Source organism: Streptomyces sp. DF42, assembly GCF_058267695.1.
In genome coordinates, this window is the sequence record NZ_CM177859.1 from 563,005 (window position 1) to 576,603 (window position 13,599).

Sequence of the window (13,599 nt, forward strand, 5' to 3'; positions counted from 1 at the left end):
CCAGAGGGCCTGTTGCGAAAGTGGCGCCGTCGCCCGAAGGGCGGCAGCGCGCCCGCCGCGGCAGCGGCTGGTGTCACCGTCGGTGCGTGCTCCGGGGCTCCCCCCGGCCGGAGGCTGGGGGGAGCCCCGTCCGGAAGCTGGGGGGAGCCCCGTCCGGAGGCTGGGGGAGCCCCGTCCGGAAGCCCTCGTACTGGGCGTACTCGGGCTCTCGGGCGGTGCGGCGAGTGGGGCACCTCCCACGCCCTTGAGGCAGTGGGGAGCGCGCCGGGCGTCGCGCGGCAGACGCCAGGTTCGCAACAGGCCCTAAAGGGCGGCCGCGATCTCCGTGCCCTGCTTGATGGCCCGTTTGGCGTCCAGTTCGGCGGCCACGTCGGCGCCGCCGATGAGGTGCACGCTGCGGCCCGCGGCGACCAGCTCCTCGTACAGGCCGCGGCGCGGCTCCTGTCCGGTGCACAGCACGATCGTGTCGACGGCCAGGATCGTGCTCTCCTCGCCGACGGTGACGTGCAGTCCGGCGTCGTCGATACGGTCGTAGCGGACGCCCGGGACCATGGTCACACCGCGGTGCTTGAGCTCGGTGCGGTGGATCCAGCCGGTGGTCTTGCCGAGGCCCGCGCCGACCTTGGTGGGCTTGCGCTGCAGGAGGTGCACGGTGCGCGGCGGCGCGGGACGCTCGGGAGCGGCGAGTCCGCCGGGCGCGCTGTAGTCCATGTCGACGCCCCACTGGCGGAAGTACGTCTCGGGGTCCTCGCTCGCCTTGTCCCCGCCGTCGGTGAGGAACTCGGCGACGTCGAAGCCGATGCCGCCCGCGCCGAGAATGGCGACGCGGTCGCCGACCGGTACGTTGTCGCGCAGGACGTCGAGGTAGCCGACGACGCTCGGGTGGTCGACGCCCGGGATGTCCGGGGTGCGCGGGGTGACGCCGGTGGCGACGACGACTTCGTCGTGGTCCGCCAAGTCCCCTGCTGTCACAGGCGTGTTGAGGCGTACGTCCACTCCGTGCGCGTCGAGCTGGTGGCGGAAGTAGCGGACGGTCTCGTCGAACTCCTGCTTGCCGGGAACCCTGCGCGCGACGTTGAGCTGGCCGCCGATCTCGCTCGCGGCGTCGTACAGGGTGACCTCGTGGCCGCGCTCGGCCGCCGACACCGCGCAGGCCAGTCCGGCCGGTCCCGCGCCGACCACGGCGACGCGCTTGCGCAGCCGGGTCGGGGAGAGGACCAACTCGGTCTCGTGGCAGGCGCGCGGGTTGACCAGGCAGGAGGTGATCTTGCCGCTGAAGGTGTGGTCGAGGCAGGCCTGGTTGCAGCCGATGCAGGTGTTGATGGCCTCCGGCTTCCCGTCCGCGGCCTTGGCGACGAAGTCCGGGTCGGCGAGCATCGGGCGGGCCATGGAGACCATGTCCGCGTACCCGCCGGCGAGCAACTCCTCGGCCAGTTCGGGGGTGTTGATGCGGTTGGTGGTGACGAGCGGGACCGATACCGCGCCCATGAGCTTCTTCGTGACCCAGGTGTAGGCGCCGCGCGGCACGGAGGTCGCGATGGTGGGGATGCGGGCCTCGTGCCAGCCGATGCCGGTGTTGATGATCGTCGCGCCGGACGCCTCGACGGCCTTGGCCAGCGTGACCACCTCGTCGAGGGTGGAGCCGCCCGGGACCAGGTCCAGCATGGACAGGCGGTAGACGATGATGAAGTCCTCGCCGACGGCCTCACGGACGCGGCGGACGATCTCGACGGGGAAGCGCATGCGGTTCTCGTACGAGCCGCCCCAGCGGTCGGAGCGCTGGTTGGTCTGCGCGGCGATGAACTCGTTGATGAGGTAGCCCTCGGAGCCCATGATCTCGACGCCGTCGTAGCCGGCCTGCCGGGCCAGGCGGGCGGCGCGGGCGTAGTCGTCGATCGTCTGCTCGACCTCGGCGTCGGTGAGCTCGCGGGGCGGGAAGGGGCTGATCGGGGCCTGGAGGGGGCTCGGGGCGACGAGGTCCTGGTGGTAGGCGTACCGGCCGAAGTGCAGGATCTGCATCGCGATCCGGCCGCCCTCGCGGTGCACGGCGTCGGTGATCTGCCGGTGCTGCTCGGCCTCCGCGTCGGTGGTGAGCTTCGCACCGCCCTCGTACGGCCGCCCGGCGTCGTTGGGCGCGATGCCGCCGGTGACGATGAGGCCCACTCCCCCGCGTGCCCGGGCGGCGTAGAACTCCGCCATGCGCTCGAAGCCGCGCTCGGCCTCCTCGAGACCGACGTGCATGGAGCCCATGAGGACCCGGTTGGGCAGCGTGGTGAAGCCCAGGTCGAGCGGGTTCAGCAGGTGCGGGTAACGGCTCATCGGGGTCCTCCGTGCACGGTGTGGTGCCTCTGTTGTAGAGGACCCCGACCATGTTTTGCAACTAGTTGCACAAGCGGGAGGGGGTGACTCGGGCCACCCGGGGGCACAGTGGCCTCATGAGCCCCGAAGACGCCGAGGTGGTCGCGCTCGCCCAGGAGTTGATCCGCCGCCCGAGCCGGGCCGGGATCGACGACTACGAGCCGGTCCTCGGCGTCCTGGAGGACTGGCTCGGAGCACGTGACCTGCCGCGTCGACGCCTCCACGACGGCGCCGGCCGGCCGGTCGCACTGCTGGTGGAGGTCGCGGGCGGCCGGCCGGGGCCCTGGTGGCACTCGACGCCTGCGTGGACACCGCCCCGTACGGCGACGAAGGCGCCTGGTCGTTCCCGCCGGACCGCGGTGACGTGGTGGACGGGTGGCTGCGTGGGCGGGGAGCGGCCGACTCCAAGCTGGCGGCGGCGATGTTCTGCCGGATCGCGGCGGAGCTGCGTGGCCGGGCCGCGGACCTGCGCGGCGGGCTCGCGGTCCTGCTGGACGTCGACGAGCACACCGGTGGCTTCGGGGGTGCGCGGGCCTACCTCGCGGACCCGGACGCCGTACGCCCGGCCGGGGTGATGATCGGCTATCCCGGGCCGCAGGAGGTGGTGGTCGGCGGGCGGGGGCTGTGGCGGGCCACGATCGCGGTGCACGCGGCCTCCGGCCACTCGGGATCGAGGCGTACGACGGTCGGAGCGGTCTCCCGTGCGGCGCGGCTCGTGCAGCTACTGGAGGAGACCGAACTCCCGGACGCCGAGGGGGAGTTCCCGCTTCCACCGAGGTTGACGGTGACCTACTGCCACGGCGGCGAGGGCTTCTCGGTGGTCCCCGACCTGTGCGAGCTGGGCGTCGACGTCCGCACCACCCCTGACTTCGACGCCCGCGCGGCCGAGGAGCTGGTCCGCGCCGCGGCGGCCGAGCTGGACCGGCGGCTGCCCGCTCCCCGGCCGACCGGCATCACCGAGGTGGCGGTGTGGCCGCCTTTCCGTCTCGCCGAGGACGAGCAGCCGGCCGCCGCGCTGCTGGAGGCTGCCGCCGCCGAGGGGCTCACGGTGCGGGCGAAGACCGCGGGCCCGTCGAACATCGGCAACCTGCTGGCGAGCGAGGGCATCCCGGCCACGGCGGGATTCGGCGTCCCCTACGAAGGCCTGCACGGCGCGGACGAACGCGCCCGTCTCGCGGACCTGCCCGCGGTCCACGCCGTCTACCGGCGTGCGGTGCTCGACCTGCTGACCGGCCGGGCCCTGCCGCCGGAGCCCGTTTCCGGGTCAGGTCGCCCGGTCAGCGGCTTTCCAGGCGTACGTGCAGTTCCCGCTCCTGGTCGCCCGAGGCCGAGGTGAGGTCACGCACCGAGAACAGGGGGTCCAGCGTGGTCCGCAGGCGCTCGATCGCCCAGTAGCCGCCCTGGGCGTCGACCTCGACCGAGGACGAGAGCCGGGCGGGAGCCGGGCACTCGTGGGCGTCGGTGACCTCGAAGGTGCCGAGCCACACCATCGGACGGGTCTCGTGGAGCTGCTGCGGCACCTCGTCGGGGCCACGGTCGGACTCGAAGCACGCGCACAGCGTGTCGAAGACGATCCGGGCGTCCTCCTTGCTGCATCCGCTGATCTCGAGCGCTACGGGCTCCTCGTGCGGTCGCACACGGTCCATCGTGATCGCTCCTCTCGTGGCGGTGGCGCGGCCGTGCGGGTTCCCCGCGAACCGCGCCACATCCCCAGAAAAGCACCACTGTCCGGGGCAGACCAGCGAGAGGCTCAGCTCCGTGTGAAGCGGTACGTCTTGCTGTCCGTCAGCACGCAGAAGCCCGGCGACACGACGATCACGCGCAGGGTGGCGTCGCGGCGGTCGTAGTCGACGCCCTCCACCTCGAACGTGCCGGAGCAGGAGCTGCGCAGCGGAAGCTGCCGCAGGGCCGTGACATGGCCGAAGACGTCCGAGGTGCCGTTGGGTTCGGCGGACAGGTCGATCTGCAGCAGTGGCCTGGTCACGCCGAACAGAGAGCCCTCCGGGTCGTCGGAGGAGCACAGGAGCGTGGTCGGGCCGGAGAAGTCGCAGCCCTGCACGTCGCGTACCGCGTGATCGAGGTTGACGGTGGAGGCCTGCGGGAGGTTCGCGGAGGGGGAAGTGCTCGCGTTGGCGCCCGGCGTGGGGAGGACCAGCAGGCGGCTCATGGTGCCGTACTCGCCCGCCAGCATCCACGGGCCGCCGGGCGAGATCGCGACCCAGGAGTTGTTGAGAGCCTCGCCGGGGCTGAGGGTGTGGACGTATTCGGACCAGGTGCCGTCCGGCGCCTGCACGCGGAACATCTTCGCGTTGCCCGAGTCGGCCTGGTACGGCTCGACGTAGTAGCCGTTGTAGGAGGCGTCGGGGTCGCCGACATGGTCCCAGCCCCGGCGGCTGACGTCGGCGGGGATGGTGCCGATGCCGGTGTAGTGGTTGGGGCGCCCGGCCGGGACCTCGATCGAGGTCAGCCCCTGGCTCTCGGTCAGCGGATCGGCGCGGTCGGAGCCCACTTCGGTCCAGGTGTCGGCGGCCGACGCGGGCGGGGCGGCGGACAGGACGGCGGCGGTGGCGAGGACGACGGCCGCGGCCAGGGCCACCTGACAACGTTGCCGGGCGCGCAGGGGCATGGGAGGGCTCCTCCGTGGGGGTGGGCATGCTCGGCCGAACAGGGCGGAACAGTGCGACAGTCTGGCGCGACCAGGTGGTCATGTACAGACCAATTCACCAACGGAGGCTTTCGGCTCGGCGACGCTCCGCCCCGGGTAGTGTCGTCACGGTTCCGGCGGCGGGAAGGCCCTGGCCGTGTTGAGGGATGGTGGAGGTGGGCGACGGGGTCGTCACAGGGACGGTTGAGCGCGGTAGAACAGGGGAGTCGGCACAGGGGACGGCGTGCCGCGTGAGCGGGCGAAGGCGGTGCGTGGAATGAGTGCACCTGGGTTTCCGGTGGCCGACGGCGAGGAGTCGGTGCGGCCGAGCGGGCTGCTCGACGTGCTCCGCGTCGCCTCGGTGGTCCTGGATGCCGAGGGACACATCGTGCTGTGGAGCCCGCAGGCCGAGGAGCTGTTCGGCTATCCGGCCCAAGAGGCCCTCGGCGAGTACGCGGCCCACATCATGGTGCACGAACAGCACCTCGACCTGGTGGTCAAGCTGTTCGCCGACGTCATGGTCACCGGCCAGAGCTGGGCCGGGGCCTTCCCCATCCGGCGCAAGGACGGCACCACGCGTCTCGTGGAGTTCCGCAACATGCGGCTGATGGACGACCACGGCGACGTCTACGCGCTGGGTCTGTGCGCCGACCGGTCGACCGTACGGCGGCTGGAGCGGGACGTGGCCCTGTCCACCCGGATGATCGCCCAGTCCCCCATCGGGCTGGCCGTCCTGGACACCGATCTGCGGTACGTCTCGGTCAACCCGGCACTGGAGGAGATCAACGGGCTGTCGGCCGAGGACCACATCGGCCGCTCGATCCGCGAGGTCCTGCCGCATCTCGACGTCGACGCCCTGGAGGCGGCCGCGCAGGAGGTGCTCCGGACCGGACGCCCCCTGGTCGACCAGCAGGCCGTCGGCCGCACCTCGCCCGACCCGGACGACGAGCGCGCCTGGTCGATCTCGCTGTACCGCCTGGACGACGCGGTCGGGACGGTCCTGGGCCTGGCCGGTTCGGTCGTGGACGTCACCGAACAGCACCGGGCGAGCGTGGAGGCGGAGGCCGCGCGGCGGCGACTCCAGGTCATCGCGGACGCCTCCGCCCGCATCGGCACCACCCTGGAGCTGGACCGCACCGCCCGCGAACTGGCCGACGTCGCCGTGCCGGAGCTCGCCGACATCGCCGCCGTCGATCTGCTGGACGCGGTGGTGGCGGGCAGGCGCAGCAGCCTGGGCCCCGCTGAGCCGGCGGTGTTCCGGGCCCTGGCCGTGCAGGCGGAGGGTGCCCCGGAGGCGCTGCGGGCTGCCGACCCGCCCGGGAAGGTGGCCCGGTACGGTTCCGACCGCCTCGTCACCGAGTGCGTGCGCACCGGCCGGCCGGTCATGGTGACGCAGGTCGAGGCCACGGACCTGCCCCGTATCGCCCGCTCGCCCGAGGCTGCGGACCTACTGGCCCGTGCGGGCGTCCACTCCTATCTGGCCGTGCCGCTGATCGCCCGGGGCGAGGTGCTCGGCGCCCTCGACCTCAAGCGCACGCGCAACCCGCTCCCGTTCAGCGAGGACGACCTGCTGCTCGCCCGCGAGCTGGCGGCCCGCGCCGCGGTGCAGATCGACAACGCCCGCTGGTACCAGAACGCCCGCGACACCGCCCTCACCCTCCAGCGCAGCCTGCTGCCCAGCCACCCGTCCGTGACCGGCGGCCTGGAGGTCGCCTCCCGCTACCAGCCCGCGGGCGCCACCGCCGAGGTCGGCGGTGACTGGTTCGACGTGATCCCCCTGGACGACGGCAAGACGGCCCTGGTGGTGGGCGACGTGATGGGCAGCGGCATCAACGCCGCCGCGACGATGGGCCGGCTGCGCACGGCGACCAACACCCTCGCCTCCCTCGACCTCGATCCGGCTCGGCTCCTGGAACACCTCGACAGGATCACCGACGGCCTGGACCACTCCATCGCCACCTGCGTGTACGCCGTCCACGACCCCGAGCTGCGGCAGTGCCGGATCGCCAACGCGGGGCACCTGCCGCCGGCCAGGCTGCGCGCCGGGCGTCCCCCGGAACTGCTGGACCTGCCCACCGGGGTGCCGCTGGGCGTGGGCGGGGTCGCCTTCTCGACCACCACGGTCGACCTGGAACCCGGTGACCGCCTCGTGTTCTACACCGACGGCCTGGTGGAAACCCGGCAGCATCCCCTCGACGAGCGCCTTGACGCACTCCTGGCCCTCCTCGAAGGCCCCGACCGCCCCCTGGAGGAGGTCTGCGACCTCCTGCTGCGCACCCTGCACCAGCCCGACAACTCCGACGACGTGGCGCTTCTCATCGCGCGGGTGCAGAAAACGGGCTGATCATCCGGGACGCCCGGTTCTCACAGGTATTGATTACGTGCTCCTTATCGTCCACACCCGACAATCGCAGTAAGGCGTGGCATAGGGATGCCGGTGCCGTGGCCGATGGGAGCTAGCGGTGACGCACGAATCGGACGACTGGGAAGTGATGACGGGTCCGGGCGTGGCGGACCACGAGCCGGGGCTCTGGCGGCGGCGGTCCCGCCGGTCGCGCGCCGTGATCGCGGCGGCCACGGTCGTCGTCCTCGCCCTCGGCGGCACCGTCGCCTACGCCGCCACCGCGGGCGGCTCGGGCCAGGGCGCCACGCCCTCCGCGTCCGGGTCCGCGTCACCGTCACCGGACGGGCCGGGCGGCCGGCACGGTGGGGGCCCCCGGTTCGGGTTCGGCGTCGGCGGCATGGGGGTGCACGGCGAGGCGACGGTCAAGGACCAGGACACGGGCAAGTGGATCGTACGGACCTGGCAGCGCGGCACCGTCGAGAAGGTCGCGGGCGACCAGGTCACCGTCAAGAGCGACGACGGCGCCGCGTGGACATGGACCGTGAACGCCGACACCACCGTGTTCCGGGACGGTACGAAGGGTTCCGGCGCCGGCGACCTCAAGAAGGGCGAGACGGCGCTCCTCGTCGGCACCCGCTCCGACGACGGCACCAGGACCGCGACGCGCGCGCTCTCGGGCACCTGGGACGACTGGGGGCGGGGCGGCGACCGGCACAACAGGTTCCCGGGCCCGGGCAACAGGGACTGGCGCCACCACGCACCGTCGTCGAGCCCGTCGGGCAACGGCGCCACGACCTGACGCCGCTGCCGGTACCGAAGACCGTCCTACGGTCCGACGCCGATCACGACGTTGGCGTACAGCTCCTCGGAGACCGCCAGACGTGCCCTCAACCCACTGCCGGTGAAGGCGCCGAGGGCCGCGGTGGCCTGCCGTTCGCTCGTCTCGACCAGGAGGCAGCCGCCGGGGGCGAGCCAGCGGGGGGCCTCGGCGGCGACCCGGCGCAGGACGTCGAGCCCGTCGGCACCGCCGTCGAGCGCGACCCGCGGTTCGTGGTCGCGGGCTTCCGCGGGCAGCAGGCCGACCTCGCTCGTGGGGACGTAGGGCACATTGGCCGCGAGGATGGCGATCCGGCCCCGCAGATCGCCGGGCAGCGCCGCGAACAGGTCGCCCTCGTGGACCTGGCCGCCGACCGCGCCGACATTGCGGCGGGCGCAGCGCACCGCGGCCGGGTCGATGTCGGCGGCGTGCAGTTCCACGTGGCCGAGCACGGCGGCCAGGGCAGCGCCGACCGCGCCGGAGCCGCAGCACAGGTCCACCACGACGGAGGCGTCCGGAACCTGGGCGAGGGCCTGGTCGACGAGGAACTCGGTGCGGCGGCGCGGCACGAAGACGCCGGGTTCGACGGCGATGCGCAGCCCCCTGAACTCGGCCCAGCCGACGACGAGTTCGAGAGGCAGCCCGGTGACCCGGCGGTCGACCATGGCGGCCAGTTCCGCGGGGGTGCGCGCGCCGGCCAGGATCAACTCCGCCTCGTCCTCCGCGAAGACACAGCCCGCGGCGCGCAACTCGGTGACGACGCGGGCACGGACGTCGGGCGTGGCCGGGGAGGAAGGCAGAGAAGGAGAGGAAGGAGAAGCAGGAGAACGTGAGGGCATGGAGGCCGAGAGCCTTTCGGTGATGCGAAGGGCGCTCCCGCTGTCGCCTACCGGCGACCCACGTCGCCTCGAGGGGAGAGCACCCGACCTGACACAGCGGTAATGGGTCTCACCTCCTCGGTCTGCAAAGGCCGGGACATTCCGCAGCCGGACAGCCACATTACCCCAACGCTCATACGGCGACGGTCTCCTCGACCTCTTCCACGATCTGCTCCTCCTCGGCTTCCTGACGGTCCGCGCGTACCGGCGCGGCGGCCGGCAGGTGTCGGCGCTCGAACGGGCCCGGCTCATCGAGCGGCGCCTGGACCGGGACGACCATCGAGTCCAGGTCCTGCACCTGACCGACGCCGGGCGCCAGATCCTCGCCCAGGTCACCGAAAGCCGCCGAGCGGCCTTCCGCGGGCGGCCGGCGGACTGGCCCAGCGAGGATCTGGAGCGGTTCGCCGACTCTCTCGTGCGCCACAACGCGTGGGCGCGCCCCGCGGACGAGGACCAGTCAACGAGGGGACGCGGGGACGGGGAGTGGCTAGGGGACGGCCACCGCCCGTTCGTCCGCGCGGTGTTCGGGGACGCGGGCCGCGCCGAACACCGTGGTGCGGCGAAGGCGGAAGCCGAGGGACTCGTAGAGGCGGATGGCGTTGGTGTTGCCTGCCCCGGTGTGCAGGAACGGCGCTTCGCCGCGCTCGCGGATGCCGTGGGCGACGGCGAGGATCAGCCGGGTCGCAAGGCCCTCGCCGCGGGCGGCGGGGTCGGTGCAGACGGCGCTGATCTCGGTCCAGCCGGGCGGGTGGAGCCGCTCCCCCGCCATGGCGACGAGGGTGCCACCGCGGCGAATGCCCAGGTAGGTGCCGAGTTCGATGGTGCGCGGCAGGAAGGGGCCGGGCTGGGTCCGCGCGACCAGGTCGAGCATCTCGGGGACGTCGGCGGGGTCGAGGACGACGGCTTCTGGGTCCGGGGCGGCGGCCAGGCCGTCGTCGACGAACTGCACGCCCTCGATCCGGAAGGTGATCTCCCAGCCCGCAGGGGGCTCGCCCCGGAATCCGAGGAGCGGGACCTCGACGCCGGGGCCGGCGAGTGCCGCGAGGTCGGCCCAGTCCTCGTCGTCGAGCTCCTCGGGCAGCGCCAGCCACGGCGTCACGTCGACGGGGTAGCGCAGCACCCGGCCGCGCCGCTCGGCGAAGTGGGCGTGCGGGCCGGTCAGTGCGGCGCGGGCGGGGTTGTCGAGGACGTGCGGTGTGCTGTCGCTCATATCGCGACCTCGATCAGGATCTTGCCGCGGGCATGGCCCTCCTCGACGGCACGCAGGGCCTCGCCGGCCCGTTTCCGGTCGACGAGGTTCACGCCCGCGGCACGCACCGCGACGAGCACCTGACCGGGGCCGGGGCTCGGCCGGTCCACGTCGACAAGGGCTTCGGCCTCCGGTCCGCCGTTGCGCGTGAAGACGTACGCCTTGGGCATCTGCTCCCACTCTCCTTCGCTGCCGCGCCGCTCACCGGTTGTACGGGGCACCGGTTCCGGCACCAGACGGCAAGGACGTTCGAGGTCCTGCTATTCCCCGCTCACCGGACTCTTCCTACGCCCTGAATGATCGCGGGCCGGCCCGGGGCGCGAGCACCGCCGACGAGCACGTACGGTTGAATGCACAGGCAATCACTTCCGTCCCGCTGGATCCATATGAACGTCACCCGAGGCTTCACCGGACGCGCCCGCGTCAACCATCCCGGCCTGCCGCCCGGCCAGTACGACGCGGGCGACGAATGGCCCGTTCTGTCCGCGGAGGTCACGCCCGAACTGGCGCCCGCCGACTGGACCTTCCGCGTCGACGGGCTCGTGGAGCGGCCGCGGACCTGGGACTGGGAGCAGGCGCACGCGCTGCCGGAGTCGGCGTACGAGGGCGACATCCACTGTGTGACGAGTTGGTCGAAGTTCGGGGTGCGCTTCGGGGGTGTGTCCCTGGACGCCTTTCTCGACGTGGTGCGGCCCCATGGGTCCGCCACCCATGCCGTCGCCTATTCACACACCGGGTACACCACGAACCTGCCGCTCACGGATCTGACCGGCGGGCGTGCCTGGATCGCCTGGGAGTACGACGGGCAGCCGCTCGCACCCGAGCACGGCGGGCCCGCCCGGCTGCTGGTGCCGCATCTGTACTTCTGGAAGAGCGCCAAGTGGATCGCGGGCCTGACGCTCCTCGACCACGACGAGCCGGGCTTCTGGGAGCAGAACGGCTACCACGCGCGCGGCAATCCCTGGCAGGAGCAGCGGTACTCCGGTGACTGAGACGTTCACTCCCCCGGCCACTCCTCCGACGCGCTTCGCCGTGCCCGGCCGGATCGCCGTGAGCAACCGGACCGCCGCGGTGTGGCAGACGGCCACGCTGACCGAGGTCCGCCGCGAGACCGCGTACGCCTCCACCTTCCGGTTCGCGGTGCCCGCCTGGGCGGGGCATCTGCCCGGCCAGCACCTGATGCTGCGGCTGACCGCGGAGGACGGATATGTGGCCCAGCGCCACTATTCGATCGCGTCCGCTCCCGACGAACCGGGTCACATCGAGCTGACTTTGGATCACGTCGAGGGCGGCGAGGTCTCGGGCTGGTTCCACGACGTGGCCGAGCCGGGCGACCGGGTCGAGGTGCGTGGCCCGCTGAGCGGCTTCTTCGCCTGGCCGGGCGACCGTCCCGCACTGCTGATCGGCGCCGGCTCGGGTGTCGTGCCGCTGATGTCGATGGTGCGCCACCACCGGGCACGGGATCTCGACGTTCCGCTGCGGCTCGTGGTGTCGGCGCGCAGTCCCGAAGAGCTCATCTACGCGCGGGAGTTCGGCGCGGAGACGACGCCCGTGTTCACGCGGAGCGCACCGGCGGGTGTGCCCGTCGGACGTATGGCGGCCGCACATGTGGCGCCGCTCCTGGCCGAGCAGCCTCCCGGTGGGTGGGAGGCCTATGTGTGCGGCTCGAACGCCTTCGCCGAGCACGCCTCGCGGCTGCTCGTCGAGGCCGGCCAGCCCGTGCAACGGATCCGGATCGAACGCTTCGGCTGACGAGCGGCCGGCACGGCCTCCTCACGGCCACGTCCCGATGTCCTCACGGCGGCGTGCTGGGTATCCGCTTTTCCTGGGCACTCGCGCGCACAGGTGGTGGGGAGGGACAATACGAAGCAAACACGGTACGGCCCCTCCGGCTCCGGTGACGGCGAGGAGGTCGGGATGCGAACCCGAGTGCGCGGCTGGCGCTGGCGGCGCAATCCGCTGCGGCGCCACTCGGACGTGGTGGAGGCGTGGACGGCGCTGATCGTCGCCGTCCTGCTGTTGGTGGGCGCCCCGCTGGCGGGAGCCCTCGCGGGCCGGTGGGCCCATGACGAGGCGCGGGGCAGCGCCACGGCGGAACGCGCCGAACGTCACCGCGTGCGGGCCGAGGTCACCGGCAGGACCCCCGACATGCTGCCCACGGTCGAGGGTGGCCGGGAGCATTCGTACCGCGTGGAGGTGCGGTGGAAGGATCCCGTGACCGGCACGCACACCACGAACGCGCGCGTCCCGGCGGGCACCCAGCACGGCGACACGGTCGACGTCTGGTTCGACTCCCGGGGCAGGACCGTAGCCCCACCGCCGGGCGAGACCGCGGTCTGGCAGCACACGGTGACCATCGGCATCACCGCCACGGGCGGCGCGGTGGGCGTGGTGCTCCTCGCGAACGCGGTCGTGCGCCGCGTGACCACCGGCCGCCGGCTGGTGGAGTGGGAGCGGGAATGGGCGCGGACCGAGCCGCAGTGGACACGACGCAAGGCGTGAACCGGTACGGGGATGTCGCATGCGCCGCCTCCCGATCGACGTGAGGCTGAAGGCTGCACATCCCACGACCTCAGGAGCACCCCGTCGTGACCGTGACCGCGGACCTGGCGATCTCCCTGGACGGCTACATGGCCGGCACCGACGTCTCCGTCGACAACCCGGGAGGCACCGGCGCCGAACCGCTCTTCGAGTGGATCCACAACCTGGCGAGCCGGCGGGAGCGGCAGGGCATGACCGGCGGCGAGGACAACCGCGACTCCGAGCTGATGCGCGCGTGGTTCGACGCCACGGGGGCGGTGGTCATGGGCCGGATGATGTACGACGCGGGTGAGGAGTTCTGGGGCGACAACCCACCGTCCAGGACGCCGGTCTTCGTGCTCACCCACCGCCCCCGGCCGACCTTGGTCAAGGAGGGTGGCACCGTGTTCGCCTTCGTCACCGACGGCATCCACACCGCCCTCGACCGGGCGAGAGCTGCCGCCGGCGGCAGGAACGTCGACATCGCCGGCGGGGCGAGCACGGTGCGGCAGTTCCTCAGGGAGGGACTCATCGACGAGCTGCAGCTGCACGTGGTGCCCGCACTCCTCGGAGACGGGCTGCGGCTCTTCGACGGCCCCGGCGCGGGGCGGCGTGACGTCGAGCCCGTCAGGGTGGTCGACACGCCCCTCGCCACGCATCTCAAGTACCGCTTCGGCCAGCACCGGCTCGCCCCGGTCGACGAGCACCCGGCCCGCGGCCACCGTGCTCCGGGCGCGGGCGGGTCCGCAGCGCAGCCACGCCTCCAGAGATCGCTCAACGCTCCCGCGA

Annotated in this window: 10 protein-coding genes and 4 pseudogenes; 8 read left to right on the forward strand and 6 right to left on the reverse strand. The window is 72.6% G+C overall.

Annotated elements, in window-relative coordinates:
* Positions 1 to 303 precede the first annotated feature (303 nt).
* Positions 304 to 2,319 (reverse strand): NADPH-dependent 2,4-dienoyl-CoA reductase, encoded by a 2,016-nt coding sequence (locus ACYUED_RS02705; RefSeq protein WP_491290710.1) that lies wholly within the window; start codon positions 2,317 to 2,319, stop codon positions 304 to 306.
* A 116-nt stretch (positions 2,320 to 2,435) separates the two neighbouring features.
* Here ACYUED_RS02705 and ACYUED_RS02710 point away from each other — a divergent pair.
* Positions 2,436 to 3,694 (forward strand): annotated as a pseudogene (locus ACYUED_RS02710) (M20 family metallopeptidase).
* Here the strand turns inward: ACYUED_RS02710 and ACYUED_RS02715 are convergent.
* Together ACYUED_RS02715 and ACYUED_RS02720 are read right to left on the reverse strand one after the other, a co-directional pair.
* A complete protein-coding gene (locus tag ACYUED_RS02715) occupies positions 3,636 to 4,004 on the reverse strand; it encodes a hypothetical protein (protein WP_266676650.1) in 369 nt (122 codons plus the stop codon). The pseudogene ACYUED_RS02710 and the gene ACYUED_RS02715 sit on opposite strands and share 59 nt — an antisense overlap.
* A 104-nt stretch (positions 4,005 to 4,108) precedes the next feature.
* Positions 4,109 to 4,984, reverse strand: coding sequence for a hypothetical protein (locus ACYUED_RS02720; protein ID WP_491290711.1), 876 nt, complete (start codon positions 4,982 to 4,984; stop codon positions 4,109 to 4,111).
* Positions 4,985 to 5,279: 295 nt separating this feature from the next.
* On the opposite strand from ACYUED_RS02720, the gene ACYUED_RS02725 reads away from it, so the two are divergent.
* Positions 5,280 to 7,346 carry a SpoIIE family protein phosphatase gene (locus ACYUED_RS02725; protein WP_491290712.1) on the forward strand — a complete coding sequence of 689 codons (2,067 nt, stop codon included), beginning with the start codon at positions 5,280 to 5,282 and terminating at the stop codon, positions 7,344 to 7,346.
* Between the two features lie 118 nt (positions 7,347 to 7,464).
* A complete protein-coding gene (locus tag ACYUED_RS02730; protein WP_491290713.1) occupies positions 7,465 to 8,145 on the forward strand; it encodes a hypothetical protein in 681 nt (226 codons plus the stop codon).
* Between the two features lie 26 nt (positions 8,146 to 8,171).
* Here ACYUED_RS02730 and ACYUED_RS02735 read toward each other — a convergent pair whose 3' ends face one another.
* A complete protein-coding gene (locus ACYUED_RS02735) occupies positions 8,172 to 9,002 on the reverse strand; it encodes a putative protein N(5)-glutamine methyltransferase (protein WP_491290714.1) in 831 nt (276 codons plus the stop codon).
* Between the two features lie 256 nt (positions 9,003 to 9,258).
* Here ACYUED_RS02735 and ACYUED_RS02740 point away from each other — a divergent pair.
* Positions 9,259 to 9,486 (forward strand): annotated as a pseudogene (locus ACYUED_RS02740) (MarR family transcriptional regulator); the annotation flags it as partial.
* A gap of 42 nt (positions 9,487 to 9,528) precedes the next feature.
* On the opposite strand, the gene ACYUED_RS02745 reads toward ACYUED_RS02740, so the two are convergent.
* Together ACYUED_RS02745 and ACYUED_RS02750 are read right to left on the reverse strand one after the other, a co-directional pair.
* Positions 9,529 to 10,251: a GNAT family N-acetyltransferase gene (locus ACYUED_RS02745; protein WP_491290715.1), complete on the reverse strand. Its 723-nt coding sequence runs from the start codon at positions 10,249 to 10,251 to the stop codon at positions 9,529 to 9,531.
* A 71-nt stretch (positions 10,252 to 10,322) separates the two neighbouring features.
* A pseudogene (locus tag ACYUED_RS02750) lies at positions 10,323 to 10,460 on the reverse strand (NADP-dependent oxidoreductase); the annotation flags it as partial.
* A 216-nt stretch (positions 10,461 to 10,676) separates the two neighbouring features.
* Between ACYUED_RS02750 and ACYUED_RS02755 the strand changes: the two are divergent.
* From ACYUED_RS02755 to ACYUED_RS02770, 4 genes and pseudogenes are all read left to right on the forward strand, one after another.
* Positions 10,677 to 11,282, forward strand: a complete 606-nt coding sequence (locus tag ACYUED_RS02755; protein ID WP_491290716.1) for a sulfite oxidase-like oxidoreductase — start codon at positions 10,677 to 10,679, stop codon at positions 11,280 to 11,282.
* Complete coding sequence (locus ACYUED_RS02760; RefSeq protein WP_491290717.1) at positions 11,275 to 12,042, forward strand: ferredoxin reductase; 768 nt, start codon at positions 11,275 to 11,277, stop codon at positions 12,040 to 12,042. The genes ACYUED_RS02755 and ACYUED_RS02760 overlap by 8 nt, the downstream gene beginning before the upstream one ends.
* Before the next feature lie 165 nt (positions 12,043 to 12,207).
* Entirely contained in the window at positions 12,208 to 12,792 is a 585-nt protein-coding gene (locus ACYUED_RS02765) for an Rv1733c family protein (protein WP_491290718.1), read from the forward strand.
* A gap of 128 nt (positions 12,793 to 12,920) precedes the next feature.
* Positions 12,921 to 13,355 (forward strand): annotated as a pseudogene (locus ACYUED_RS02770) (dihydrofolate reductase family protein); the annotation flags it as partial.
* Between the last annotated feature and the right edge of the window lie 244 nt (positions 13,356 to 13,599).

What these genes read in the sequence shown, in the direction of transcription:
- ACYUED_RS02705 (WP_491290710.1), bottom strand. Translation starts at nt 2,319, where the DNA reads ATGAGCCGTTACCCGCACCTGCTGAACCCGCTCGACCTGGGCTTCACC.
- ACYUED_RS02715 (WP_266676650.1), bottom strand. Translation starts at nt 4,004, where the DNA reads ATGGACCGTGTGCGACCGCACGAGGAGCCCGTAGCGCTCGAGATCAGC.
- ACYUED_RS02720 (WP_491290711.1), bottom strand. Translation starts at nt 4,984, where the DNA reads ATGCCCCTGCGCGCCCGGCAACGTTGTCAGGTGGCCCTGGCCGCGGCC.
- ACYUED_RS02725 (WP_491290712.1), top strand. Translation starts at nt 5,280, where the DNA reads ATGAGTGCACCTGGGTTTCCGGTGGCCGACGGCGAGGAGTCGGTGCGG.
- ACYUED_RS02735 (WP_491290714.1), bottom strand. Translation starts at nt 9,002, where the DNA reads ATGCCCTCACGTTCTCCTGCTTCTCCTTCCTCTCCTTCTCTGCCTTCC.
- ACYUED_RS02745 (WP_491290715.1), bottom strand. Translation starts at nt 10,251, where the DNA reads ATGAGCGACAGCACACCGCACGTCCTCGACAACCCCGCCCGCGCCGCA.
- ACYUED_RS02755 (WP_491290716.1), top strand. Translation starts at nt 10,677, where the DNA reads ATGAACGTCACCCGAGGCTTCACCGGACGCGCCCGCGTCAACCATCCC.
- ACYUED_RS02765 (WP_491290718.1), top strand. Translation starts at nt 12,208, where the DNA reads ATGCGAACCCGAGTGCGCGGCTGGCGCTGGCGGCGCAATCCGCTGCGG.